Below are 25,767 nucleotides of genomic sequence, written 5' to 3'. Positions count from 1 at the left end.
AATAGCACACAAGTCCAGAAACAAATCCAAGAAGGAAAGAACGCCGTGGCGGGGATTATATCCGAAGGAGAAAGTTACAACCAAATCCAAGGAATGATACAAACCGCTTCCAACTTAAACAAACAAGGAGAAGAAAACAAAGAACGAGTGGAACGGTTGCTACTCGAATCCAAAGAATTAGCAAACCGTAATATCGGAGAAGGACTCTTGGATGGATTGCAAGAAATGATCGCAAGTATCCAAAGTTCGTTACCACAAGAAGTAAGCAACAACGGAGTCGCTCAATACATCCAAGCACAAGAGAAAGAGTTGGAAGAAAAACAAAAAAAGGCAGATGAATTACTTTCTCACATGAATTTACTTGTAACGAATAACAATGATTTGGCGGCGTTACAAACATTGTTACAAGGAAGTAGCCAAGCAATCAACTTGGCGGCAAACAGCGCAGTGTCCAAATACTTAGACGACTACGCAAAAAAACTCCAAAAAGATAACGAAGAAAGAAGTAACCAACTCCAAAAGACACTTTTAGAATCGCTGACAAACGGAGACGAATACAAATATCTCAGAGAAGCAGGATATTCTTTCCGAACGGATGGAGAAGGAATATCCGCGTATCGACAGATCTACAGCGGAGAAATTGAAATCGACGGCAGTGCGATGAAGAGCACGAGTTATTCTCCCGATTTAGAATATCAATATATTAGAATAGACACAAAATTCAATCCAGGAAACTTGAGCGTGGATATGATGAATCCAAACGCGACAAGGTTCAACGCGGAAATGGTACTGGGAGTTAAAAACTACATCGACAATCTCCAAAAGAACGTGGAGACGATGTTTGCTCAGTTCAGTAACAAAACAAACGAGATCAAAGAAGAATACGCACAGAATCTGGAGATAGAGGATTATCAAAAGAAATTGTATGAAGCGAGTAAAGAAAACTACTTAACCGCTTTCCAAGCTTTACCAGGCGAATTGAAAAACATGTTCGAAGGAGAAATGGGAGGACTCAAAAATTATCACGAACAAGGATCGAAATACAACTTCGGAACAGAAAGTTTCAAAGGCCAAAGCGGAGATATGAAGAAGATCGGCAAAGCGATGTATGAAGGAGCTTCGATCGACGACACAGTTTTTGGAGGAAGCAGAGAACTCAAAGGCTCGGTGAGCGTCAAAGGCATACCTGTGGAAGTAAGCTACGGAATGCAATACTTGATCGTCACATCCGGATTTGATATATCCAACTTAGGCTACAACTTCAAACTGAAAGGAGTCGGAACTAATTACGTAGACAGCCAACTCTCGAACGTAAATCAAAAATATACCCTCTACTCCGAAGACATTCAAAATAGAATCGAGAAACAAGCAAAGGCGAATGACGCGGAGAAGGAAAGCAAGGGTTTTCTATTTAACGTATTAAGCGGAATGAGCGGAGGACAAAAACCTCATGAAGCCATTAAATCCGAAGTTCAAAGCCGCATAACGGGAGCAGTTGCAGAAGCAACCGGATTGCCTGCGAGTTTTGTGGGAGCCCTTGTCGGCGGTTCCAACATGAAACAAGCGATGAAAGCATACGAGAAGAGCGTGACCACGGAAGCGATATCGCAAGCAACCGGAATTCCCGCTTGGTATTTAAACCAAAAGATTTCTGAGAAAGAAGCGACACACGCGATGACGACGAGCTTTTCGTACAACATGGGTCGGGGTCTTGGCACGATGGCGGCTGTTGCAATAGCGACAGTTGCGGTAGGTCCAATCGGTGTCATCGCTCTTGCGGCAAATCCAGATGTGACGAAAAAAGTGAACAAGTTCTCGGATCATCTGGGTAAACAAGCGTATGAAAACCGCGAAACGATCGATACAGTAATAACGGTTGCTGCTTCTGCGACGGCAATCATAACAGGTGGAGCGAGTTTAGTAGCGCTTGCAGCTTACAAAACGATACAGGGCGCGACGGAAGGCGGCGTGTTGGGTGCGCTCGCTGGAGCAGCGACGATTGGGAATGCTCCTCTTTCGATTGCAACTGGAGGTCTTGTAAGCTATGACCTAAGCTACTCGAGAGAGAAAGGATTTGGAGCAAGTGTTGGGGGCGGCATGAAGCTGATGGAAGGCCTTGGAGTTGGAGCCACACTCAGTTACAACGAACAAACAGGATTCGGCGGATCCGCGGGTTTGCAAGCGGGAACAAGCGCACTTAGCTTTAACGCGGGAATAAGTTATTCCGAACAAGGAGGAATTTCAGCTAACGCTGGCCTCGGACTCGGAATGGGTAAAAACGGAACCACAGGATCGTATGCCAGCACTCTCAACTTGGGAATGAGCTACAATCGCAACGACGGCTTTGGCACTAGCGTGGGAATTTCAAGAAACAACAACGTGGTTCTTCCGGGAGTTGGTGCTACACTTTCTCGTTCGGAGTTTGGAGGATGGGGAGCGGATGTATCTACGGACCAATACGGTTCGTATGAAGGTAAAGGCGGTAAATACGGCGGAGTCAGTGGAGGACTTTCTTGGAACGAACACACGGGTGTTACACTCAGCTTAAACTCGGGGGGAACCAATGCATTCAACTACAATGCTCAGAGCGGTTTAACCAGTAACAGTAACTTTCTTGCCGAGTCTGCAATGAACAACGCTCTCGCTCAAGGTGTGGCCGATACCGATGAAGAGAAAGCATACAAAGCAGCGAAAGCAGAAGCGGATTCAAGAGCTGCTCAGAATAGGAACAATTCTGAACAAGGAAAATCTGCGTTAGACGCGGTTGGATATGCTACGCAGAGAAGAGAGGACGGCTTACCGGGAAGTCAAGGAACGATTGGCTTTGGAGATGCTGACGGTCCGAACCCTGCACACGGAACATCTTCTCATGATCCAGGACAAACGTTAACTTCATCGGGATCGTTTGGACCCGATGGAAAACCGACAGGTGGTCGTCAGCTAAGCGCAAGTGACGTGGCTGAGTTCAAAGCAGATTGGAGAAAGGAAAGTCCTGCGCAAACGGATGCGAACATCGCCGGTTTGAAAGCTGCAGGATACGACACGAGTGGTCTTGAAAAGTTTGTAAACGATTATCGTAACCAATCGAAACCCGGTTATGGAAACTCGAATCAGACCGGAAGCCCGATCGTCGTTACTGGAAGTAGAACCCCGAGTTTGGGAGAAAGAATCGGTTCCATCTTTGGTTCGATCGGAAATGGCATTCAAGGTTTGTGGAACAGCATGACGGGTGGTGGGGGATCGGGTCCTGTGCATTCGTCTTCATCTAATCTGGATGCGATTCTAAATCCGCAAGTAGTGGAAAGAATCTACTATCCAGGAAGTAATGGTCAAGCCAATGGCGCGCCTCGTGCAACGGATGATCCTGTAGAGATCAAAATTGTATCGGGGGAATTTGGACGGAATACAACTCAATGGACAGACATGGCTGATTTTAGAAACAAACCTCATTACAACGGGAGGGACAACCCGAGTAAAGTGGATTTGGCTGGTCAATACGCGAATGATGACTTAACTTGGTTTGGTCCTAACGCAAGCTTTCGTGTAGACGGAGTCTTTGTCGGAGAGAGAATCAGCGGTTCTCGGATTCAGCTTTCAGTTTTGAATTCTGAAGGTAATGTGGTAGGTCAACTGAACTTAAAACATTTTAAGGAAATCAATCAGGCAATTTACCAAGGAACAGGCCAGATATTTCCAGCCGGAACCTATTTAGGCAGAACGAACGACAAGGTTGGGTTATCGGAGGGGCCGCATTTGCATGCGGAGATTACGAATGAATGGTTAAAGAAAGATAAAAATGCTTCGCGTAACGATATCTACAATTGGATGCGGGGAGGATATTAAGGAGAATATGATGAAAGTGATGTACAAGAGTATTTTGATATTTTTGATTTTAATTTCCAGCTTTTGCAAGCAAGAGCAAAAGGAGAAAGAAGTGAAACCTGTTTCATTACAAAATGCACACCCGATTACTCAACAGATCGTGAAGATTTTAAGAGATAACAAACCGGAAGAGTTGATGTCGTTCTTGGATACAACATACGGTTTTGAAATCGACGACTGGTATATTTCCTTACCCGATGGATCCGATCATGGGGCTCCGCCTAAAAAGAAAGATTTTATGAAGGATGGCATTGATGAGAGCGGTAAAGATTTAATTTTTAACAATTCAGTGATGCAGAAAGAATTTGTGGAAATATTTCCCGGAATCGTTTCCTTTCGGGAAGCCTTTATGAATCCAAATGTTGAGATTTACGATTCTTTTACCATGGATAAAGGAGGAACGGGAAGAATCAGTATCGATTATACAAATTATATATATTCAATTGCCTTCTCCTGTAACAAAAGTGGGAATTGCAAGATTATCCGATTTGAAATTGCTAGGAAATAGGGTTTTAAAAACAAATTGTTTGTATGAAAAATTCTTTCTCTCACAACTCCTTTGCTAGTCCAAAAACCGTCGTTTGTATAGTATGTTAGAATTTGACAAAATGCACAAAAGATGACATATTATTAAGCGACCTCTGAATTAAGATAAACATGGTGTAACCCGCCCAAAACTTTTCGTTTGATAACTTTGGAGGTAGGAGTTGGAAATGTAACGACCCTACCACAAGGAGAATCCTTGTTTAAGGCCAGATGAGGCCTCCAATGATTGTAGTAATCAACGTATTCCTGCGCAAACGGATGCGAACATCGCCGGTTTGAAAGCTGCAGGATACGACACGAGTGGTCTTGAAAAGTTTGTAAACGATTATCGTAACCAATCGAAACCCGGTTATGGAAACTCGAATCAGACCGGAAGCCCGATCGTTGTGAATGGAAGTAGAACACAAACATTAGGTGAAAGAGCTTCTTCAATTTTCGGTTCCGTTGTTGACGGCGCTAAGGGGTTGTGGAATCGAGCAACGGGGGGAGGTTCTTCACATGTCATTTCTACCGGCCCCGAACATTATGACACGGTCACAGGCAATAAACTAACTTACAAACTGCACGAGGAAGGCCCGGGCTTTAGTAGTAATTCTAGCCAAGATGGAGCCGACGATCATCGTTATGGACAGAAGCCGCTTGTTGACACGATTTCCAATACCATTAATGAATGGACGGGCAAGAATCCGGGTTATCCGATAGTGACAAACGATCTAGGTTACAAGACGGGAGACTATGATCCACGTGCAACTGGTACTAAGGAAGCAAAAGATGCCGGATATTACCAGCATCATAAAAACGGAAATGCGATAGACCTGTCGTATATGTCTACACCTGGAGTTGATCCGACCGGCCGTAACTATGATGAAAACAAGGCCTACGATCGAGACAAAACGATTGAATATATTAAGACAATTTCTAGAAATATTCCGGAAGGGGTAAACGGTTTTGTCAAATTCAATGATCTGGCAGTGCACAAGTATTTTGAGAAAAATAAATTGCCGAATCTGCATCTCAAAAAAGATGACAAAGGATCAATGCACAGCAATCACTTGCATTTGGAGTTAAGCAGTTTACCGAAAGTAAATTAAAGGAGAAATGAGAACATTATGATATTTAGAATACTACTGGTTAGTTGCATATTATTGAATGCTTGCGACAAGCCTGGAAACAAAGAGGAAACGAAAATGGAAGTGAAGACATATACAAAACAAGAGAAAATGAAAATGTTAGATGTAATGCTTTCTAAACTTTTAAAGGACATTCAAGAAAAGAAAAACTTTACTCCTTTTTTAGAAGTAAGTGATGAACACAGTGGATATACGATTCATGCAGAAGAATCTATGGAAAAAGATTTGTATATAGGCAATTTTCAGAAAGAAGGCCTTGGTGATATGGAGAAGAACGTTACCGTTGAAGAGGTGGTACGTCTTTTAAAAAAAGGAAGCAAAGTAGGAATTAGCGATGACGGCGAAAGTCTTTCAATAATGTTGACTGTGAATCGTTTTGAATATGGGATAGATTGTTATTTTCCGGAAGAGCAAGGGCGATGGATCGTTCGAGACTTTTCAAGACTAAGACCGGAGAGGGATTAGTAACAAGTGAAAGAACAGGGCTCCGGGGATGGAACCAAGGAGATAGCCCGGAGAAGGGGTAGCGGAATACCGAGCTTGGAAACACAATTAGACATTTGTAAATTAGAAAGACAGCAAGCTCGGTATGAAGCGAGGGGAAGGCTTTCCCCTTCCCCATCTGTCCTCAGTCTTCTGTCTTCTGTCCTCTGAATGGCGCAAGCGTCGGCGGTGGCATGAAGCTGATGGAAGGCCTTGGAGTTGGAGCCACACTCAGTTACAACGAACAAACAGGATTCGGCGGATCCGCGGGTTTGCAAGCGGGAACAAGCGCACTTAGCTTTAACGCGGGAATAAGTTATTCCGAACAAGGAGGAATTTCAGCTAACGCTGGACTCGGACTCGGGATGGGTAAAAACGCAACAACAGGATCCTATGCCAGCACTCTCAACTTGGGAATGAGCTACAACAGACAAGACGGATTCGGAACTAGTGTCGGAATTTCAAGAAACAACAACGTGGTTCTTCCGGGAGTTGGTGCTACACTTTCTCGTTCGGAGTTTGGAGGATGGGGAGCCGATGTGAGTTCGGACCAATACGGTTCGTATGAAGGTAAAGGCGGTAAATACGGCGGAGTCAGTGGAGGTCTTTCTTGGAACGAACACACGGGTGTTACACTCAGCTTAAACTCCGGTGGGACCAATGCATTCAACTACAATTCCCAAAGCGGTTTAACCAGTAACACCAACTTTCTGGCCGAGTCTGCAATGAACAACGCTCTTGCTCAAGGTGTCGCTGAGACGGATGAAGAGAAGGCGTATGCGGCGGCGAAAGCAGAAGCAGATTCAAGAGCTGCTCAAAATAGAAACAATCAAGAAAATGGAGCGGCGGCGGCGAGTGCGATTGGATATGCGACTCAGAGAAGAGATGAAGATGATTCTACTCCTGCACATGGAGCCCCAGCGTCGCATGACACAGGACAAACGTTAACTTCATCGGGATCGTTTGGGCCCGATGGAGAATCAACAACAGGAGGAAGACGTCCATTATCCACAGAAGATAAGGCAGCATTTTGGGACAACTGGAAAGGAGAAACTCGCGCTCAAACCGATGCAAGCATTGCAGAGTTAAGAAGAATGGGTTATGATACCGCGGAGATCGAAGGTAAAGTCCAAGCTTATCGCAATAACCAGGATTCAAAAACTGCAAACTCGAATTCAACAACACCTACTACACATCAAAGCCAAGGCACTGGGTTGTATGGTGGAGTAGTTCAGAATATTCTAAACTCTGCAGTCAGTGGGGCGAGTAGTTTGTGGGACAAGATTGCGGGGGGTGGTTCAGGTTCCAGCTTGTCTTCACATTCAAATTCTGGAAATGCAGATGCGATCCACAATCCGAACATAGTACATACGGTAGATTATGGTGGAAGTAATAGCACAGTTACAGGCGCTCCGAATGCAACGGATGATCCTGTAAAAATCCATATAGTATCTGGAGACTTTGGACGAGATACAAGTCAATGGACGAATATGATGGATTTCAGAGACAAAGCCCATTACAACAGTCATGATACACCGAGTAAGGTGGATTTAAATGGAAAACATTCGGGTAACAATCTGAGTTGGCATGGCCCGAATGCGAACTTTAGAGTAGACGGTGTGTTTGTCGGCGAAAAAGTAAGCGGTTCTCGAATTCAAATATCCGTGTTGGATTCCAATAACAATGCGGTGGGACAATTGAATTTGAAACATTTTAATCAAATCAACCAAGCGATCTATGACGGTAAGGGAAAGATATTTTCAGCAGGAACGTATTTAGGCAGGACAAATGAAAAAGTAGGATTGTCGGATGGAGCTCACTTACATGTGGAAGTGACGAAAGAATTCCTCGACCAAGGTAAGACCCAAGGAGTTAAATACACTCGTAGTGATATTTACAAATGGATGCGAGGAGAAAATTAAGGAGAACATTATGAAAACAATGTACAAGAGTATTTTAATATTTTTGATTTTGATTTCCTGTTTTTGCAAACAGGAGTCAAAGGAGGACGAAGTGAAAACGAAAAAAGTGAAGTCAGTTTCATTACAAAATGCACATCCAATTACCCAGCAGATTGTAAAAATTTTAAGAGAGAACAAACCGGAAGAGTTAATGTCGTTCTTGGATACAACGTACGGTTTTGAAATAGATGAGTGGTATATTTCTCTTCCGGACGGTTCGGACCATGGCGCTCCTCCTAAAAGAAAGGACTTTTTAAAAGATGGGATTAGAGAAAGCGCTAAAGATTTAATTTTTAATAACCAAGTAATGCAGAAAGAATTCCAGGAAACCTTTCCTGGAATTGTCTCCTTTCGAGAAGCCTTTATGAATCCAGATGTTGAGATTCATAATTTTTTTAGAATGGGTGATTACGGCTATATTAGCGTTCATCAGGCAAATTACATATATTCAATGGATTTATCATGTAACAAAGGCGGGAATTGTAAGATTATCAGATTTGAAATTGGCAGGAAATGAATTGTGTTTTGCAGTACAAAATCCACAGCAAAAACAGGGTTCCGGGGATGGAGCAGAGGCGAATAGCCCGGAGAAGGGGTAGCGAAATACCGAGCTTGATTGAACAATTGAATATTTGTAAATTAGAAAAATTGCAAGCTCGGTATGAAGCGAGGGGAAGGCTTTCCCCTTCCGTCCTCTGTCTTCAGTCGTCTGTCCTCTGAATGGGGACAAAAAGAAAGTCGGCAAAGCGATGTATGAAGGAGCTTCGATCGACGACACAGTTTTTGGAGGAAGCAGAGAATTAAAAGGCTCGGTGAGCGTCAAAGGCATACCCGTAGAAATTAGCTACGGAATGCAGTATTTGATCGTAACATCCGGATTTGATATATCGAATTTAGGCTACAACTTCAACTTGAAGTTAGTGGGAACTCAAAACGCAGAGAGTCAACTCTCGAACGTAAATCAAAAATATGCCGTCTACTCCGAAGACATTCAAAATAGAATCGAGAAACAAGCAAAGGCGAATGACGCGGAGAAGGAAAGCAAGGGATTTCTGTTTACAATTTTGAATGGAATGAACGGCGGATCCGGAAACATGGGACAAAGATTTACCCAAGCGGTGAAGTCGGAAGCACAAAGCCGCATAACGGGAGCCGTGGCCGAAGCAACTGGATTACCTGCAAGTCTCGTAGGGGCACTTGTCGGTGGAAGTAGCATGAAAGACGCAGTGAAAGCGTATGTCAAAGACGAGACCGTAAACGCAATTTCGAAAGCAACCGGATTACCTACATGGCTTATCTCCAATCAGATGGAGAAGATGAACAAACCGAAAGAACAATGGTATCAAAGCCAAGAGTTCCAAATGGTGACAACAGTGGTAGCAGTAGCGGCAGCGCCCTTCACCGGTGGAGCTTCTCTGATGGTCGCTATGGCAGTGGGTGCAGGCCTGGGTGCCGCCACAGGAGCTGCAAGCGGAGGATTAAAAGGTGCGCTCGTCGGTGCTGTGGGTGGAGCCGCAGGAGCTGCTGTCAAAAGTTTTACAGGAGGAGCGGTTAACGTAGGCCTTAGCTACTCCGCAGAGAACGGATTCGGTGCAAGCGTAGGAGTCGGCTATGGACCTGCCACAGTGAGCGTCGGCATCTCCGAACGAGGCGGAACATCGGTGGATGTCGGTTTAACAAAAGGCGGATTCAATGCGGGACTCAGCTACAACAGTAAAACAGGAAGCGTAAGTGGAAACGCGGGATTTACTTCTCAAAGTGGAACGGGCTTAGCACTCAGTTACAACGAAGGAGACGGATTTGGTGCAAGCCTTAGTAAAAGTTTTAGTAATGGAGTCAATGGCGGAATCAGTTGGAGCGAGAAAGGCGGTGTCGGTGGAAACATCGGATACGAAGCTCCTGGAGACAAAGACAAAGCGAAGAATTCACTTGCAAATCAAATGAAAGGAGCGGGAGGAACTTTAAGTTTTTCTCAAAGAGACGGAGTGTCAGCAGCGCTTAACGCATCCGGAGGAGTCAATGCAGGAAACTGGAGTGAGTCCGGAGGATTCCAGGCAAACACAAACTTTTTAGCCGACAAGTGGAAGGCCGACTTTATTTCCGGAAAAGCGAAAGAAGACGCGGATGCGCAAGAAGCATCCAGAGGCGCTCAAAATAGGAACAATCAAGAATCTGGAGCTGCGGCGATCGCGGGTGCAGGGATTGAAACTCAAAGAAGAGAAGAAGACGGAATCCTGGATCACATTCTGGGTAAGGCGGCTGAGACGTTAGGCGGCGGTCTGGATTGGGTAGGAAACAAGATCGATGGAGCAATCGACAGCGTTGTCGGAGTTGCCTCAAGTGCTTGGGATGGTGCTAAGAACGCGTTCGGTGGCAATGAAACGCTGAGTATGCAGTCACTGCATCACGAGAATATCGGAGATGGTGCTGCGTATGGTGCGTCGGACTCAACCGAAAGCGCCTCCGATCGTCACTTGCGAGTTGGTGAAGAAGCGATATCAAATCACTTAGACAAACAAAGAAGCGAGAATCCATATTTGCAGAAAGGTGAAGTGGATGTAAGTATGCATCCTGATTATCACAAAAAGCTAATCAACATGGAACTTGAATCGGGAACTAGCGGAGGCAATTTGATCCGAAATGAAAAAACCGGAAAGCTGTATTACAGAACGGAAGGTCTCGGAGCGGATCATACGTTGATCCCCTGCAGAAAGCACACCAAAGGTAGCAAACGGGCTCCGGAAAACCGGAATGCTGCCTGAAAAGATGAAATGATAAGATGACACCTGCCCTGAGATCGAATAAAAAAAGAATCACCGACTAACTAAAATTAACCGGTGTTTGAATGTGAAAAACTACTTTCTCTTTATTGGAATAGTAGAAGGATTTGCACAAGGATCACAGAGACCTTGTTTGTTGATCTTAGGCCGTATTACGGCGGCCTCTTTGATTTGCTCGATAAAACGATGTTTGTCTGGAACTTCACCGTATAAGACTTGATCCGGAGAGAAACCGAACAAGACACCGCTTGGACGGGAGTTGTATTCTGGAACCGCGTCTTTGAGAGTATCGATCACTTCCTCAAATGAAATTGGATTTTTAGGAAATAGAAATTCATATTTCATTTTCTTGTTCACGGCTTCGATCATACTGTTTGAGTAGGAAATGTCGACCTGAGCGATTAGTTTTTTGATGAATAGATTGGGTTGGTCTAAGAAACCGTTGACCGCACCTTGATTTTCGGAACCGTCATCGCAAAGCAGACGGATAGGTTTGTGAAAGAGATTGAATTTTTCGCAAACCTCTTTCAGATTTGAAACCGTATTCTTTGCGTTCCATTCGACTGAAGCTTTCCAACCGAGAATAGTACGGGAAAAATTGTCCATGATGAAGTGGATGTAAGCCTTAGAACCGTCTTGCACGCGTAAGATGGTAGTATCCATATGAAGAAGAGTTAAAGGAGAAGAAGCACGAATCCCAATTCTTTGTTTAGGTTTTCGGAAACGTTTGAAATCCGGTCTTAAAGCCCGAGCATACTTGTAAAAGGTGCTTAAATTCATAAAAGCCTGAGAGTCGTTTAACATTTGATAGAAGACGGATCTAAGCGGCCAATGTTGAAGCTCCGGCTTTTTCAAATACTTGGCGATGATCGTTTGTTCTTTGTAAGTAAGTTGTTGGGATGTAATTTTCTACAAAGATTAAAAGTAGAAGTGAAACAGTGAATCTCGTTTTTCCAACGATAAAAACGTTGTGAAGAGATCTTCAAAAGCTTGCAAGCGGCTTTGATACCGATGAGAGGAGAAATTCTTGTAACAATGGAAACGATGTTTTTCTTTTGTTCGCTCCAAATTCTTCTTTTTCCTCGCATGTTTTCCGTTAAGGAGAAGTAGAATTGAAAAACTAAAAGAAGAGCGGAAAGAGTTTTTTTGAAGGTTTTACTTTCCGAAATCTTTCTGTAGACTTCGTCTTTAAAATGAGCGAGATCATCTTCGGTAAACCCGACGACTAAAGAGAGATTACGTTTTTTCCAATCGGAGAAAGTCGAGTCCGGAATACGGGATCTTTCCTTTTTAGATAACATTCCTAATTGCGCTTTGAGAACAAGGGCGGTGTGATACGAGTTTTTGGTTTTGATACATTTCGTTTTCATGATTTTGCAGGAAACAATTAAGAAGGAAGTTTTGTAAAACAAAAAATAAAAATAACATAAAAATAATGTGATATTCTAATTTTAAAAAATGAAATACTCATTTCAACCGGACTTAGTTTTCCTAAAATAAAAACAGTGCACCGCCGATTCCAAAAATACATAAGTAATACTTAAAATACGAAAGAAGGCAAAAGATGATACGAACGAATGAATATGAGAAAATACGGGAACAGACGCTGAAGGAACTGGACGCGATGCTTGAGTCCGGTGGGAAAGGACTTGCCGTGTGGCATCTGATGTATATCCAAGACAAACCGGAACAAAAGTATTACCCCTTGATAGAAGCGAGTTTGCGAGGAAAAAAAATCGACCAAGTAATAGCCGGAGCTTACTTAGCGGTTTCTTGGAAACTAAAAGAATTTGCGCCGTTTGTGCTATTGTGGGACGGAAAGGGGGAAGCGGAAAGAAGTGTGATGCAGGCGGTCCATACGTATCTGTCGGATCGCAAGAAGACGCTGCAAGAAATCAAAGCAGGATCACCTCAGATGTTCGGGATGGTGAAAATAATGCACAACATCCGAAACCCCGACGCATTGGATTGGGAAATATTACTATCATCTTTCGATTTGCTATTGGAAGTGGAAGGGAGCCATAACTTCCTTTCGGATTTAGTGTATTCATCGGTTCGAATGCTTGAGTCTCAGACTCCGAGTGCGGAAATAAAAAAAGAATTACGGAAACGATTTAACCGATTGGACCCTGATATGCCCGTCGATGATTCGTATTTACATGAGGAACTTTTAAAACGTTTTAGAGCGTATTTACTTTGACCGACTTTTGTTCTTAGAATGTCCCTAAAACATACCGCCTCATAATAGAAAAGAGGCATATTATTTAAAAATGAGCCGAAAATATAAAAGCGGTTAATTGATAAATGTAATCTTCTCGATTCATTAATTAATTTTCGCATAATATTTAAAATAGGAAAGACTAAAGACTTGAAACGCGAGAATACAGAAACGTTAGCAAAAGAAATCGCTTCTATTTTTGAATCCATTAGGGAAAATACATACAAAGGAGGAAATCGCTTTCTATTAACGGGACATTTGGAAATCGGAGGTTTATTGAATCAAGAGTTTAATTCCTACATAATGAATGAGAAAAGTAGACAGAGAATGAGAACTCTTACTGAGAAGATAGGCAAGGTAGTAAAATCGAACTTTTCGAAGCGAACCCTTTATTATGCGCTTAAATTTTACCAAGCATATCATGGAAAGAAGTTGGATTTTCGTTTGAGCTGGAGTCATTACAGGATTTTATCGGCCGTTTCAAATCTAACGACAAGAAAGAAGTTAGAAAAAGAAGCGGGCGAAAAAGGTTGGAGCAGAGAGCTGTTAGAGCGATATGCTCGTGAAAGCGGTTATTACGGCGGTTTGAAGTCTTTAAAGTGGAATCGCCCGAGTGGAGAGATTTATCATTATAAAATTGTAAAGAATGCGTTTAACCGACAAGAAAGACTTCGTATCGATTTGGGTTTTCGTTGTTACCGCGAATTGGATCTTAAAGGTTTTAAGGAAAGCGAAATCGTACGACTATCTTCTACAAAGAAAACCTGGAGTATTGACAAAGGGAATTCGGATTGTTTACTTTATCATTATCTTGGAATATTGGAAAGGGTCGTAGACGGAGATACTTTTGTCGCTCAAATGGACTTGGGCTTCGGTCTGACAGCCAGACAAAAGATTCGTTTACTTGGTATCAATGCTCCGGAATTGAACGGACCAGGTGGTGTTGAGGCTTTTGATTCTTTAAAGAAGAAACTAAAACCCGGAACCAGTCTTTTGATTAGAACGCACATACAAGATAAATATGGTCGTTATTTGGGAGATGTTTTGTATTTACCTGGCAAAGAATCGGACTATGAAACGTTACGCGCAAAAGGAATCCATTTGAATGAAGAACTTTCTGAAACGGCTAATAAAGAGTATCCTTGAGATTTGAAAACGTTTTGTTTTGTTTTCTTGATCACAAAAAAATCTTAAGTCTTCCCTTTTTTTTGACAAGTGTGTGGTTTAAATCGACTCTTCGAGTATCGAAGAGTCGATAACGACTTTAAGAAACCGCCCTCCTCTTTTTCCTTTTAAACTGCAAAAACAAATCCGACTGCACAGGCTGTGCGAGCAGTGTGGAACCCACATCAAATATAGAAAGCACAACGCGTGAGCGATCGAAGTGGAAATCCTGCAACGCAACATGAATTGAATGATGAAGCTGGAATATACGAAAAGTTTTAAATGGTGCGTTGCAGATTGAAACGAAGAGCGCGACTCTGCGCTGGAAGTTTGGAAAGTTTTCGCAGAGGCACGCCCTAAGTACTATCCACTAACATCTAAAAGCGCAAGAACGATCAATCAAAGCCAATTCGGAAAAGTTGTTCTTGAATTACCGATCATCTTCCGAAGAAAAAAACTCTTGAACCGTAATTCCCAATGCACGATCGAAATTCTCGAACGATTCCAGAATCTCTTGAATTAAAAGATCTCCGTCCGAAAAATCTTCCAAACAATCAGGATTATTTTCTTTACTGTCTCCGTAAAACTCCAAGTTTTTCATTCCGATATCAGATTTTTTATGCAAATACCGAAAATTAGAGGAAAAAAAAATCGAGAATATAACGAACCGAAAACATTTTTCAAAAATCGGCACGAATTTATTCTTAAATCGATTTTCAAAATTTTTCCGGAAAAAAAGCATGGGAAGAGATGATTCAATTTCAATCCGTTCTGGGATCCCTCAAAACCTACGAAGCGGGGAAACCAATAGAGCTCATAATCAGAGAATTCGGGATCGATCCGGATCAAATTATCAAACTCGGTTCGAACGAAAATCCTTTCGGTTGCGCACAATCTGTCATAGAAGCCGTTCAGAAAGCGGCTTCGAAAATGTCCTACTATCCTGACGATTCTTACTTGGAATTTAAAACAGCACTTGCTTCCAAGTTCGATTTGACTCCCGATCGAATTATTCCGGGTAACGGAAGTGATCAAGTTTTGGATTTTGCCTGTAGATGCGTATTGGGACCTGGTGATTCGATTCTCATCAACCGAATCACCTTTGCAATGTATAAGATCTACGCGCTCCAATGTGGAGCAAAGGTTCATTCCACAGAAACCGTTCTGCATGATCTAAACGCGCTTTTGGATCTCGCAAAATCAATCCGTCCTAAGATCATCTTCCTATGTACTCCATCTAATCCGATAGGAGACGCTCTTTCCAAGTTAGACGTCTATGATTTTTTAAGACAAATTCCTTCTAACACGTTAGTCGTCATAGACGCGGCCTATATGGAATTCGGGAAAAAAAAGGATTCGAGCACTTTCATTTCCGCCAAGGAAGTTACTGATCTTTTCCCGAACGTTTTTTATACGGGAACCTTTTCGAAAGCCTACGGACTCGGAGGAATGAGGATCGGATATGGAATCGGAAACAAGGAACTAATTTCCAATTTATATAAGATGCGTCCACCTTTCAACGTCGCCAATCTTTCCGCACTCGCCGCGACCGAGGCTCTTAAATACGAATCTCACGTGGAATCGTATTTGGAGAGTAATTTGAAAGAAATGAAACGATACGAAAAATTCGCCACCGAACAAAGCGTCGAATTCATCGATTCCTACGCGAACTTCATTACATTTTTTGCAAGAAGACGGGGAAAATCCTCCACGGAAATTTCCCAGTCTCTTTTAAAGCAGGGAATTATTCTCAGGGATTTGAGGAGTTACGACTTAAATGCGATTCGAATCACGATCGGAACACCCGAACAAAACGTCCGGGTTCTAACCGCTTTGGAACGAGAATTCAGCTGAATCGATTTGGCCGCGACCTTGATTTACCCGTTTCACAAAACATCGTAGAAATTCTTGGTGTCGTAAAAAAATCGAATTTTTCGTTACCGAATCACTCTCCGACGCGATCGCCGTGCTTTTTTATATCCAATAAATACGATTTGGAGTTTTCATATTTTCTGAATTTACGTGACTGAAGGTCGAATTTTTCTTTAGCCCTTTTTAATTTTGTTTTCCATCCATTGACTTTTTTTCAGCTCAAAAAAAGTCAATGTCTGATCACATTAATAGTTAGCCATTACTTGAAAATCCTATAACAAGGTATCTAGAATCCCGTGTCGAAATGGGGTTTGTTTCAAAATCTATGTTATCTTATCTTGAAACACCGGCTCCTCACTTTAAAAAAAAGATTCAGATTTTTCCAAAAAAGCACGAAACGTTTATTAAACCTTGCCGGTCTTACGGCCCATACATGTTTCATTCCGAATACAAATACGAAAAAACCAAAAAAGAGATTCAACATACGAATCAAAATCAGAACTCTGATCCGAAACGTTTAGAATCCAAGACTAAACAAGTAAAAGTCCGTCCGGAACTCTACGACAAATAATCAACCTGTCCCAAAGAAACTTAAGGCGTCACGCCTCCTCTAGGGATCGCCACGACGAGAAGATTTTTCCCAAACCTTATCCAGATATTCCTTGAGTTTCAGCTCCGCTCCGTTTTCAGTCGGGAAGTAAAAACGAGGCGGATGATCGGAGAATCCATCCGGGAAATAATTTTGTTCCTTAAATCCTCCGAAATCGTGAGGATAGATATAACCTTGAGAAGCTCCTTCCTTTTTATGAAGAAAGGTCGGAGCGTTTCGAAGGCGGTTTGGAATCTTGATTCCGGTCCCCTTTTCCCTTACAAAAGAAAGAGCAGCCTTAAGTCCCTTATAACTCGCATTCGATTTCGGACAAGAGGCGAGAAACGTAGTCACATGTGCGAGGATCAATCTTCCCTCCGGCATTCCGATCGCCTCAAGAGCGTGTAAACCGGAAACAGCAAGAGGTAAACCGTTGACCGATGCGTTTCCCACGTCTTCACTCGCGAGAATGATCAGCCTTCTCATAATAAAAAGAGGGTCTTCTCCCCCTTCGAGCAAAACCGCGAGATAATAAAGCGCAGCATCCGGATCGCTTCCCCTTACTGATTTGATGAACGCCGAGATCACATCGTAATGAGATTCTCCACTTTTATCGTATTCGATCACACGGCTTTCCAAATATTCTTCCACATCGGATTTGGAAATCGTATGATTCTCCGGAAAACTGAAACTGAGTCCCTCCAGGTTCGAAAGGAGCTTTCTTCCGTCCCCTCCAGAGAATCGAATCAGAGTTCCCTTTGCATCTTCTTTAAGATTTATAGAATATGATAAATTTTGAATTCCTCTTTCGAGAAGAAAAGACTGCTCTTCCGAACTCAAAGGTTCTATTTTTAAAATCTGACATCTGGATAACAAAGGTCTTGTGATTCGAAACGCGGGATTTTCCGTCGTGGCTCCGATCAAAACAAGATGCCCGGTTTCCACTCCCTTCAAAAGACTGTCCTGTTGCGAAGCACTGAAACGATGGATCTCGTCCAAAAAAAGAAGAATCGTTCCCTCCCGGTCCGCCCTTTCCAGCAATTTTTTGATTTCGGCAACTCCTGTGGAAACGGCGTTGTATTCCACAAAAGGAAGATTCCACCTTCTGCAAAGAATTCCGGCTAACGTGGATTTTCCGGTTCCGGGCGGACCGTAGAGAATGATCGAAACGGGAGAACGATAATTGACGAGCTGTTTTGTCGCTCTTGTCTGTCCGATTACTTCTTCGAAACTGGACGGACGGATTTTATGAGCAAGAGGTGGAATCGGCTTTTTTGTAAAAAGGTCGCTCAAGTTTCCTCGTCTACTCCCAATTCGTTTTTAATTTTTCTGAGACAGGTTCGTATGGTCGCATTACAAACGTCGCAGGCGCTATGACAACAAACCAAGGATTGTTCTCTTATATTTCCTTGTAGAATATTTTCCATCAAAGCTTGGATACGAACCGGAAGATCGAATAGATCCAAATTTTCTCGAATGATTTCTTCTTTCGTTTTCGGAAATAGATTGGGTTGATTGTTTTCCAAAAATGTATCCTTTGGTTACAGAGTATTCTTTTCTTTTGTTTCCGAAAACTCAATTTTTTTTTAAATCCCTGAGCCAAGCTCGCGTTCTCAAACTTTCTATTTTTGCAAGGGAGCGTCGTATTCGCGAACGCCGCAAAAAAGATACTATAACAAAAAGGAGTTTATTAAGACGATATGTAAGGAATGACAAAAAAGAAAAGATTTTTAAAATGACTCTGAAATTATGAAAACCATGAACTTACAAAAATTAGGAACTTTATTCCTTCTTTGTTTTTTGAGCCAACTCAAAGCCGAAGAAACAAAAACCCATCGCAATCTAACCGAGGCTCTTCAAAATCCGACGGATGTCCGATACTTAGATTTAAACAACAATCAGCTAACAACACTTCCAAAAGATATCGGAAAATTACAAAACCTACAAAAATTAAATTTATACAACAATCAACTCACAACTATTCCAAAAGAAATCGGATATTTGAAAGAGCTACAAGAATTAAATTTAAGCCGCAATCAGCTCACAACACTAACACTTCCAAATAAAATTGGACAATTGCAAAAACTATATTTAGATAACAATCAACTCAAAACTCTCCCAAAAGAGATCGGAAAATTACAAAACCTACAAGAACTATATTTAACCAACAATCAACTCAAAACTCTTCCAAAAGAAATCGGATATTTGAAAGAGCTACAAGACTTAGATTTACGTGACAATCAACTCACAACACTTCCAAATGAAATCGGAAAATTACAAAACCTACAAAAATTAGATTTAAGCGGCAATCAACTCAAAACTCTCCCAAAAGAGATCGGAAAATTACAAAACCTACGAGAATTAGATTTAAACGATAATCAACTCAAAACTCTTCCAAAAGAAATCGGATATTTGAAAGAGCTACAAGACTTAGATTTACGTGACAATCAACTCACAACACTTCCAAATGAAATCGGAAAATTACAAAACCTACAAAAATTAGATTTAAGCGGCAATCAACTCAAAACTCTCCCAAAAGAGATCGGAAAACTGCAAAACCTACAAGAACTATACTTATACGGCAATCAACTCAAAACTCTCCCAAAAGAGATCGGATATTTAAAAGAGCTACAAGTATTACATTTAAGCGACAATAAACTCACAACTCTTCCAAAAGAGATCGGACAGCTGCAAAAGCTACAAGCATTACTACATTTAGGCGACAATCAACTCAAAACCCTTCCAAAAGATATCGGATATTTGAAAGAGCTACAATTATTAGATTTAAGCGGCAATCAACTCAAAACTCTCCCAAAAGATATCGGACAACTGCAAAAGCTACAAGACTTAGAGTTAGATAGCAATCAACTCAAAACTCTCCCAAAAGATATCGGAAAATTACAAAACCTACAAGTATTAAATTTAAGCAACAATCAACTCAAAACTCTCCCAAAAGATATCGGACAACTGCAAAAGCTGCGAGTATTAGAGTTATATAACAATCAACTCAAAACCCTTCCAAAAGAGATCGGACAGCTGCAAAAGCTACAAGAATTAAATTTAAGCCACAACAAACTCACAACTCTTCCAAAAGATATCGAAAAATTACAAAACCTACAAGTATTAAATTTAACCAACAATCAACTCAAAACACTTCCGAAGGAAATCGGACAACTGCAAAACCTACAAGTATTAAATTTAAGCCACAACAAACTCACAACGCTTCCAAAAGATATCGGAAAATTACAAAACCTACAAGAACTATATTTAACCAACAATCAACTCACAACGCTTCCAAAAGATATCGAAAAATTACAAAACCTACAAGAACTATATTTAACCAACAATCAACTCACAACGCTTCCTAAAGAAATTAGATATTTGAAAGGGCTAGAAGTATTACATTTAGATGATATACCTGCTTTGAGGTCCCAAGAAAAAAAGATTCGAAAATTACTTCCCAAAATACATCATGTTAACTTTATCAAAATAACAAAGTAACGACATAACGAAATCGCATTGAGCTTCCTCCGAAAACGCGGACATCTCATATGCAAGGAAACTCCAAAAAAGAAAAGGTGTTTAAGATGACTCTGAAATTATGAAAATCACGAACTTACAAAAAATAGGAACTTTATTCCTTCTTTGTTTTTTGAGCCAACTCAAAGCCGAAGAAACAAAAACCCATCGCAATCTAACCGAGGCTCTTCAAAATCCAACGGATGTTCTAATTTTAGATTTAACCAACAATCAACTCAAAACTTTTCCGAAGGAAATCGAAAAATTACAAAAACTACAAGTATTAGTTTTAACCAACAATCAACTCAAAACTTTTCCTAAAGAAATCGAACAATTACAAAACCTACAAGAACTATATTTAAGCCACAATCAACTCACAACTCTTCCTAAAGAAATCGAACAATTACAAAACCTACGATACTTATATTTAAGTTACAATCAACTCACGACCTTTCCAAAAGATATCGGAAAATTACAAAACCTACAAGTATTAGCTTTAACCAACAATCAACTCACAACTCTTCCGAAGGAAATCGGACAACTGCAAAACCTACAAGTATTAAATTTAAGCGACAATCAACTCAAAACTCTTCCAAAAGATATCGAACATTTGAAAGAGCTACAAGTATTAGATTTAAGTCACAACAAACTCAAAACTCTTCCAAAAAATATCGAACAATTACAAAACCTACAAGAACTATATTTAAGCCACAATCAACTCACAACGCTTCCAAAAAATATCGAACAATTACAAAACCTACGATACTTATATTTAAGTTACAATCAACTCACAACGCTTCCGAAAGATATCGGATATTTGAAAGAACTACAAGTATTATATTTAAGCAACAATAAACTCACGACTCTTCCAAAAGATATCGGATATTTGAAAGAACTACAAGTATTATATTTAACCAACAACAAACTCACGACTCTTCCAAAAGATATCGGAAAATTACAAAAGATAGGATACTTAGATTTAAGCCACAACAAACTTACAAGCCTTCCGAAAGATATCGGATATTTAAGAAATCTATGGCACTTAAGTTTAAACGGGAATCGACTCACAACGCTTCCTAAAGAAATTAGATATTTGAAAGGGCTAGAAGAATTACATTTAGATGATATACCTGCTTTGAGGTCCCAAGAAAAAAAGATTCGAAAATTACTTCCCAAAATACATCATGTTAACTTTATCAAAATAACAAAGTAACGACCTAACGAAATCGCATTGAGCTTCCTCCGAAAAACGTGGACAAAACAATATGCAAGGAAACTCCAAAAAAGAAAAGATGTTTAAGATGACTCTGAAATTATGAAAATCACGAACTTACAAAAAATAGGAACTTTAATCTTTCTTTGCTTAGGAGCTTTAATCCTTCTTTGCTTTTTAGACCTATGCGAAGCCGAAGAAAAAGGAACCTATCACAATCTAACCGAGGCTCTTCAAAATCCAACGGATGTTCTAATTTTAGATTTAATAGGCAATCAGCTCACAACTCTTCCAAAAGATATCGGAAAATTACAAAAACTACAAAAATTGGATTTAAGAGGCAATCGAATCGCAACTCTTCCCAAAGAAATCGGGCAACTACAAAACCTACCAGTATTATATTTAAGCTACAATCAACTCACAAGCCTTCCAAAAGATATCGGAAAATTACAAAACCTACAAAAATTAGATTTAAGCAACAATCAACTCACAACTCTCCCAAATGAAATTGGAAAATTGCAAAACCTACAAGAATTATATTTAAGCAACAACAAACTAAAAACTCTTCCGGATGAAATTGGAAAATTGCAAAAGCTGCGAACATTAGATTTAGATGTGACCTAGCCCCCGAATTTAGAACCATTTAGAATGTTTGAAATCCTCTCAAGAACATAAAATTTTGGAGGAAAACATGAAAAAACGTTTCAGTGAAGATCAAATTCATAAGATTCTAAAGGAATCTGAATCAGGGATATCGACTCCTGAACTTTGTCGTAAATACGGAATCAGTGGTAACACTTTTTACCGTTGGCGTTCGAAATACGGCGGGTTAGAACTAAACGATCTAAAACGGATGAAGACTTTAGAGGAAGAAAACAGTAGGCTAAAGAAACTGTATGCAGAGTTAGCTTTAGAAAATGAAGCGATCAAGATGTTACTCGAAAAAAAGTGGTGAGCCGTGAGCAGAAACGAGAGGCGCTCCTGTTAATCAAAACGCGGCTTGGAGAACGGAAATCCTGCCGTCTTTTGCAAATCTCCAGAACCGGCTTTCGACATCGTTCCAGGCTTCAGGACAAAAACATGGAATTGAAGGATCGAATTCTCACTTTAGCGTATAAGCATAAAAGGGCGGGATACAGACAGATTCATGATTTTATTCGGCAAGAAGAACGAGTAAACCATAAACGAATCTATCGCTTGTATTCAGCATTGGGCTTAAAATACCGAATCAAACCGAAACGAAAGAGAGTATCGTTACCTGCGATTCCAAAGATTGTTCCTAAGAAACCGGAGGAAAGGTGGTCGATGGATTTCATGTCGGATTCACTCTACTCGGGAAGAAAATTCAGAATATTGAATATCATCGATGACTTTGGACGATTCGCCGTGGCAACGCAGGTGGAATTCTCAATCACTTCGGAACGATTAGTAAGAATTTTGAATGAAGTATCTGAAGTCCGTAGCCTGCCAAAACAAATCGTTGTGGATAACGGTCCCGAATTCACATCAAAAGCTTTTTTACGATGGGCTTTTGAAAAAGGAGTCGATATTCATTTTATTACGCCGGGTAAGCCTACTGAGAATGCCTTCATCGAGAGCTTTAACGGAAAAATGCGAAACGAATGTTTAAATGAAAATTGGTTTAAGAATATTGAAGAAGCACAGCGCCTTGTCGAGGATTGGAGAAATTTCTATAATTCTGAAAGGCCACATAGTTCTCTTGGGGGACTTACTCCGGAGGAATATTTAAGACGCTCTGCTTAAGTGGATTTTGACACTTTACACTGGTACTAAAAACGGGGGCATCTCAGATGATATACCTGCTTTGAGGTCTCAAAAAGAAAAGATTCTAAAATTACTTCCCAAAATACATCATGTTAACTTTATCAAAATAACAAAGTAACAGCCTAACGAAATCGCATTGAGCTTCCTTCGAAAACGCGGACAAAACAATATGCAAGGAATGACAAAAAAGAAAAGGTGTTTAAAATGACTCTGAAATTATGAAAATCACGAACTTACAAAAAATAGGAACTTTATTCCTTCTTTGTTTTTTGAGCCAACTCAAAGCCGAAGAAACAAAAACCTATTACAATCTAACCGAGGCTCTTCAAAATCCAACGGATGTTCGAATTTTAGATTTAAAGAGCAATCAACTCACAACACTTCCAAAAGATATCGGACAACTGCAAAACCTACAAGTATTAGATTTAACCAACAATCAACTCACAGCTCTGCCAAAAGAAATCGAACATTTGAAAGAGCTACAAGTATTACATTTAAGCCACAACAAACTCACAAGCCTTCCTAAAGATATCGAACATTTGAAAGAGCTACAAGAATTACATTTAGACTACAATCAACTCACAACTCTTCCTAAAGATATCGAACATTTGAAAGAGCTACAAGAATTACATTTAGACTACAATCAACTCACAACTCTTCCAAAAGAAATCGGATATTTGAAAGAGCTACAAGTATTACATTTATACGACAATCAACTCACAACTCTTCCAAAAGAAATTGGATATTTGAAAGAGCTACAAGTATTACATTTATACGACAATCAACTCACAACTCTTCCAAAAGAAATCGGATATTTGAAAGAGCTACAAGTATTACATTTATACGACAATCAACTCACAACTCTTCCAAAAGAAATTGGAAAATTACAAAACCTACAAGTATTAGAGTTAACCAACAATCAACTCAAAACACTTCCGAAGGAAATCGGACAACTGCAAAACCTACAAGTATTAAATTTAAGCCACAACAAACTCACAACGCTTCCAAATGATATCGGAAAATTACAAAACCTACAAGAACTATATTTAACCAACAATCAACTCACAACGCTTCCAAAAGATATCGGATATTTGAAAGAGCTACAAATATTAGAGTTAACCAACAATCAACTCAAAACACTTCCGAAGGAAATCGGACAACTGCAAAACCTACAAGTATTAAATTTAAGCCACAACAAACTCACAACACTTCCAAAAGATATCGGAAAATTACAAAACCTACAAGAACTATATTTAACCAACAATCAACTCACAACGCTTCCAAAAGATATCGGATATTTGAAAGAGCTACAAATATTACATTTAGATGATATACCCGCTTTGAGGTCCCAAGAAAAAAAAATTCGGAAATTACTTCCCGAAGCACATATTGCCTTTACCAAAATAACAAAGTAACAGCCTAACGAAATCGCATTGAACTTCCTTCGAAAACGCGGACAAAACAATATGCAAGGAATGACAAAAAAGAAAAGATATTTAAAATGACTCTGAAATTATGAAAATCACGAACTTACAAAAATTAGGAATTTTAACTTTAATCCTTCTTTGTTTTTTGAGTCAACTCAAAGCCGAAAAAACAAAAACCTACCAAAATTTAATCGAGGCTCTTCAAAATCCGACAGATGTTCTAATTTTAGATTTAACTAACAATCAACTTACAACTCTTCCAAAAGATATCGGAAAATTACAAAACCTACAAAAACTATATTTAGATGGCAATCAACTCACAACTCTTCCCGAAGATATCGGATATTTGAAAGAGCTACAAGTATTACATTTATACGACAATCAACTCAAAACTCTTCCAAAAGAAATCGGACAACTGCAAAACCTGCGAGTATTAGGTTTAAGCCACAACAAACTCACAAGCCTTCCGAAAGATATCGGACAACTGCAAAAGCTACAAAGACTACATTTAGACGACAATCAACTCAGAACACTTCCAAAAGATATTGGAAAATTGCAAAAGCTGCGAGAACTATTGTTATATAACAATCAGCTCACAATGCTTCCGAAAGATATCGGACAACTGCAAAAGCTACAAAGACTGCATTTAGGCGACAATCAACTCAGAACACTCCCAAAAGATATCGGAAAACTGCAAAACCTGCGAGTATTAAAGTTAGATAGCAATCAACTCGCAACACTTCCAAAAGATATCGGAAAATTACAAAACCTACAAGTATTAGATTTAGGTGGCAATCAACTCGCAACACTTCCAAAAGATATCGGAAAATTACAAAACCTACAAAAATTACATTTAAACGGCTATGAGTTCACGACTATTCCAAAAGAGATCGGACAGCTGCAAAAGCTACAAGAATTATATTTAGATGATACGTTTGCTTTGAGGTCCCAAGAAAAAAAGATTCGAAAATTACTTCCCAAGATACATATTATTTTTACCCAATACGGAGACTCAGAATAGTAACGAAATCGCATCTACTATTTTATGGATGAGTTTTATACGACTTTCTAGAATATACGAAATGTATTTCTGTGATTCCATTTTCATGGGCCTCGAAATTTTTCAAAACTTCTTTTTGATTTCTTTGGCTCCTCTTTGAGTTAAGATTTATCGCAAAACCTCAAATGCAAGGACCAT

20 protein-coding genes and 3 pseudogenes are annotated in these 25,767 nt (G+C 40.3%); 17 read left to right on the top strand and 6 right to left on the bottom strand.

From position 1 onward, the window contains the following. Positions 1-351 precede the first annotated feature (351 nt). Together LEP1GSC190_RS04930 and LEP1GSC190_RS04925 are read left to right on the top strand one after the other, a co-directional pair. The gene (locus LEP1GSC190_RS04930) at positions 352-3,843 is read left to right on the top strand and encodes a peptidase M23 (protein WP_237578361.1); all 3,492 of its coding nucleotides are present in this window, start codon (positions 352-354) and stop codon (positions 3,841-3,843) included. Positions 3,844-3,853: 10 nt separating this feature from the next. After that, positions 3,854-4,390: a hypothetical protein gene (locus LEP1GSC190_RS04925; RefSeq protein ID WP_002747201.1), complete on the top strand. Its 537-nt coding sequence runs from the start codon at positions 3,854-3,856 to the stop codon at positions 4,388-4,390. 122 nt (positions 4,391-4,512) lie between these two features. Here the strand turns inward: LEP1GSC190_RS04925 and LEP1GSC190_RS04920 are convergent. Further along, positions 4,513-4,692: pseudogene (locus LEP1GSC190_RS04920) on the bottom strand (integrase core domain-containing protein); the annotation flags it as partial. An 11-nt stretch (positions 4,693-4,703) separates the two neighbouring features. Between LEP1GSC190_RS04920 and LEP1GSC190_RS04915 the strand changes: the two are divergent. The 5 genes and pseudogenes from LEP1GSC190_RS04915 to LEP1GSC190_RS04885 form a co-directional block, all read left to right on the top strand. Beyond that, on the top strand, positions 4,704-5,519 hold the full coding sequence (locus tag LEP1GSC190_RS04915) for a hypothetical protein (protein WP_117344690.1): 816 nt from the start codon (positions 4,704-4,706) through the stop codon (positions 5,517-5,519). Positions 5,520-5,537: 18 nt separating this feature from the next. Further along, complete coding sequence (locus tag LEP1GSC190_RS04910) at positions 5,538-6,023, top strand: hypothetical protein (RefSeq protein ID WP_117344691.1); 486 nt, start codon at positions 5,538-5,540, stop codon at positions 6,021-6,023. A 75-nt stretch (positions 6,024-6,098) separates the two neighbouring features. Further along, positions 6,099-7,963, top strand: a pseudogene (locus LEP1GSC190_RS04900) (hypothetical protein). A 10-nt stretch (positions 7,964-7,973) separates the two neighbouring features. After that, a complete protein-coding gene (locus tag LEP1GSC190_RS04895; protein ID WP_002747211.1) occupies positions 7,974-8,519 on the top strand; it encodes a hypothetical protein in 546 nt (181 codons plus the stop codon). A gap of 697 nt (positions 8,520-9,216) precedes the next feature. Further along, positions 9,217-10,707 (top strand): annotated as a pseudogene (locus LEP1GSC190_RS04885) (hypothetical protein); the annotation flags it as partial. A 150-nt stretch (positions 10,708-10,857) separates the two neighbouring features. Here the strand turns inward: LEP1GSC190_RS04885 and LEP1GSC190_RS04880 are convergent. Further along, a complete protein-coding gene (locus tag LEP1GSC190_RS04880; protein WP_237578336.1) occupies positions 10,858-11,562 on the bottom strand; it encodes a DDE-type integrase/transposase/recombinase in 705 nt (234 codons plus the stop codon). Between the two features lie 71 nt (positions 11,563-11,633). After that, positions 11,634-12,152 carry a hypothetical protein gene (locus tag LEP1GSC190_RS04875; RefSeq protein ID WP_237578335.1) on the bottom strand — a complete coding sequence of 173 codons (519 nt, stop codon included), beginning with the start codon at positions 12,150-12,152 and terminating at the stop codon, positions 11,634-11,636. 194 nt (positions 12,153-12,346) lie between these two features. Here LEP1GSC190_RS04875 and LEP1GSC190_RS04870 point away from each other — a divergent pair, with 194 nt between their 5' ends. Together LEP1GSC190_RS04870 and LEP1GSC190_RS04865 are read left to right on the top strand one after the other, a co-directional pair. Beyond that, positions 12,347-12,982 carry a hypothetical protein gene (locus LEP1GSC190_RS04870; RefSeq protein WP_002747630.1) on the top strand — a complete coding sequence of 212 codons (636 nt, stop codon included), beginning with the start codon at positions 12,347-12,349 and terminating at the stop codon, positions 12,980-12,982. Between the two features lie 168 nt (positions 12,983-13,150). Beyond that, entirely contained in the window at positions 13,151-14,146 is a 996-nt protein-coding gene (locus tag LEP1GSC190_RS04865) for a DUF1016 N-terminal domain-containing protein (protein WP_117344694.1), read from the top strand. A gap of 448 nt (positions 14,147-14,594) precedes the next feature. Here the strand turns inward: LEP1GSC190_RS04865 and LEP1GSC190_RS19695 are convergent, their stop codons facing one another. Then, positions 14,595-14,765, bottom strand: coding sequence for a hypothetical protein (locus LEP1GSC190_RS19695; RefSeq protein ID WP_086004816.1), 171 nt, complete (start codon positions 14,763-14,765; stop codon positions 14,595-14,597). Positions 14,766-14,914: 149 nt separating this feature from the next. On the opposite strand from LEP1GSC190_RS19695, the gene hisC reads away from it, so the two are divergent. Together hisC and LEP1GSC190_RS19690 are read left to right on the top strand one after the other, a co-directional pair. Continuing rightward, entirely contained in the window at positions 14,915-16,018 is a 1,104-nt protein-coding gene (gene hisC / locus LEP1GSC190_RS04860; RefSeq protein ID WP_002745565.1) for a histidinol-phosphate transaminase, read from the top strand. A gap of 451 nt (positions 16,019-16,469) precedes the next feature. Continuing rightward, positions 16,470-16,607, top strand: a complete 138-nt coding sequence (locus LEP1GSC190_RS19690; RefSeq protein ID WP_202618074.1) for a hypothetical protein — start codon at positions 16,470-16,472, stop codon at positions 16,605-16,607. 39 nt (positions 16,608-16,646) lie between these two features. Here the strand turns inward: LEP1GSC190_RS19690 and LEP1GSC190_RS04855 are convergent, their stop codons facing one another. Both LEP1GSC190_RS04855 and LEP1GSC190_RS04850 read right to left on the bottom strand, forming a co-directional pair. Next, entirely contained in the window at positions 16,647-17,918 is a 1,272-nt protein-coding gene (locus LEP1GSC190_RS04855) for a replication-associated recombination protein A (RefSeq protein WP_002745501.1), read from the bottom strand. Then, positions 17,915-18,151, bottom strand: coding sequence for a hypothetical protein (locus LEP1GSC190_RS04850; RefSeq protein ID WP_002745631.1), 237 nt, complete (start codon positions 18,149-18,151; stop codon positions 17,915-17,917). Before LEP1GSC190_RS04850 ends, LEP1GSC190_RS04855 begins: the two co-directional genes overlap by 4 nt. A 232-nt stretch (positions 18,152-18,383) precedes the next feature. On the opposite strand from LEP1GSC190_RS04850, the gene LEP1GSC190_RS04840 reads away from it, so the two are divergent. The 6 genes from LEP1GSC190_RS04840 (at position 18,384) to LEP1GSC190_RS04815 (ending at position 25,590) form a co-directional block, all read left to right on the top strand. Beyond that, positions 18,384-20,126, top strand: coding sequence for a leucine-rich repeat domain-containing protein (locus LEP1GSC190_RS04840; RefSeq protein WP_002764108.1), 1,743 nt, complete (start codon positions 18,384-18,386; stop codon positions 20,124-20,126). Positions 20,127-20,226: 100 nt separating this feature from the next. Next, positions 20,227-21,357 (top strand): leucine-rich repeat domain-containing protein, encoded by a 1,131-nt coding sequence (locus tag LEP1GSC190_RS19685; protein WP_002745647.1) that lies wholly within the window; start codon positions 20,227-20,229, stop codon positions 21,355-21,357. Between the two features lie 102 nt (positions 21,358-21,459). Further along, positions 21,460-21,981, top strand: coding sequence for a leucine-rich repeat domain-containing protein (locus tag LEP1GSC190_RS19680; RefSeq protein WP_002745446.1), 522 nt, complete (start codon positions 21,460-21,462; stop codon positions 21,979-21,981). A gap of 67 nt (positions 21,982-22,048) precedes the next feature. Then, positions 22,049-23,121 (top strand): IS3 family transposase gene (locus LEP1GSC190_RS04825; RefSeq protein WP_420844300.1). Its coding sequence is split into 2 segments (ribosomal slippage): positions 22,049-22,286 and positions 22,286-23,121, totalling 1,074 coding nucleotides; the frame shifts between segments, so codons are not numbered across the junction. 239 nt (positions 23,122-23,360) lie between these two features. Beyond that, entirely contained in the window at positions 23,361-24,557 is a 1,197-nt protein-coding gene (locus tag LEP1GSC190_RS04820; protein ID WP_002764105.1) for a leucine-rich repeat domain-containing protein, read from the top strand. Between the two features lie 100 nt (positions 24,558-24,657). Beyond that, positions 24,658-25,590: a leucine-rich repeat domain-containing protein gene (locus LEP1GSC190_RS04815; protein ID WP_002745625.1), complete on the top strand. Its 933-nt coding sequence runs from the start codon at positions 24,658-24,660 to the stop codon at positions 25,588-25,590. Positions 25,591-25,767: the final 177 nt, after the last annotated feature.

The sequence above is a fragment of the Leptospira mayottensis 200901116 genome (assembly GCF_000306675.2).
Classification (GTDB): domain Bacteria; phylum Spirochaetota; class Leptospiria; order Leptospirales; family Leptospiraceae; genus Leptospira; species Leptospira mayottensis.
The sequence above is the reverse complement of the archived record's forward strand: the minus strand, read 5'-3'. Positions and strand labels throughout refer to the sequence as shown.

Bases quoted from the DNA above. Each gene is read 5' to 3' on its own strand.
- LEP1GSC190_RS04870 (WP_002747630.1), top strand. From the start codon at position 12,347: ATGATACGAACGAATGAATATGAGAAAATACGGGAACAGACGCTGAAG.
- LEP1GSC190_RS04930 (WP_237578361.1), top strand. From the start codon at position 352: ATGAATTTACTTGTAACGAATAACAATGATTTGGCGGCGTTACAAACA.
- LEP1GSC190_RS04875 (WP_237578335.1), bottom strand. From the start codon at position 12,152: ATGAAAACGAAATGTATCAAAACCAAAAACTCGTATCACACCGCCCTT.
- LEP1GSC190_RS04820 (WP_002764105.1), top strand. From the start codon at position 23,361: ATGAAAATCACGAACTTACAAAAAATAGGAACTTTATTCCTTCTTTGT.
- LEP1GSC190_RS04840 (WP_002764108.1), top strand. From the start codon at position 18,384: ATGAACTTACAAAAATTAGGAACTTTATTCCTTCTTTGTTTTTTGAGC.
- LEP1GSC190_RS04910 (WP_117344691.1), top strand. From the start codon at position 5,538: ATGATATTTAGAATACTACTGGTTAGTTGCATATTATTGAATGCTTGC.
- LEP1GSC190_RS04895 (WP_002747211.1), top strand. From the start codon at position 7,974: ATGAAAACAATGTACAAGAGTATTTTAATATTTTTGATTTTGATTTCC.
- hisC (WP_002745565.1), top strand. From the start codon at position 14,915: ATGATTCAATTTCAATCCGTTCTGGGATCCCTCAAAACCTACGAAGCG.
- LEP1GSC190_RS19690 (WP_202618074.1), top strand. From the start codon at position 16,470: ATGTTTCATTCCGAATACAAATACGAAAAAACCAAAAAAGAGATTCAA.
- LEP1GSC190_RS19680 (WP_002745446.1), top strand. From the start codon at position 21,460: ATGAAAATCACGAACTTACAAAAAATAGGAACTTTAATCTTTCTTTGC.
- LEP1GSC190_RS19685 (WP_002745647.1), top strand. From the start codon at position 20,227: ATGAAAATCACGAACTTACAAAAAATAGGAACTTTATTCCTTCTTTGT.
- LEP1GSC190_RS19695 (WP_086004816.1), bottom strand. From the start codon at position 14,765: ATGAAAAACTTGGAGTTTTACGGAGACAGTAAAGAAAATAATCCTGAT.
- LEP1GSC190_RS04925 (WP_002747201.1), top strand. From the start codon at position 3,854: ATGAAAGTGATGTACAAGAGTATTTTGATATTTTTGATTTTAATTTCC.
- LEP1GSC190_RS04880 (WP_237578336.1), bottom strand. From the start codon at position 11,562: ATGAATTTAAGCACCTTTTACAAGTATGCTCGGGCTTTAAGACCGGAT.
- LEP1GSC190_RS04815 (WP_002745625.1), top strand. From the start codon at position 24,658: ATGAAAATCACGAACTTACAAAAATTAGGAATTTTAACTTTAATCCTT.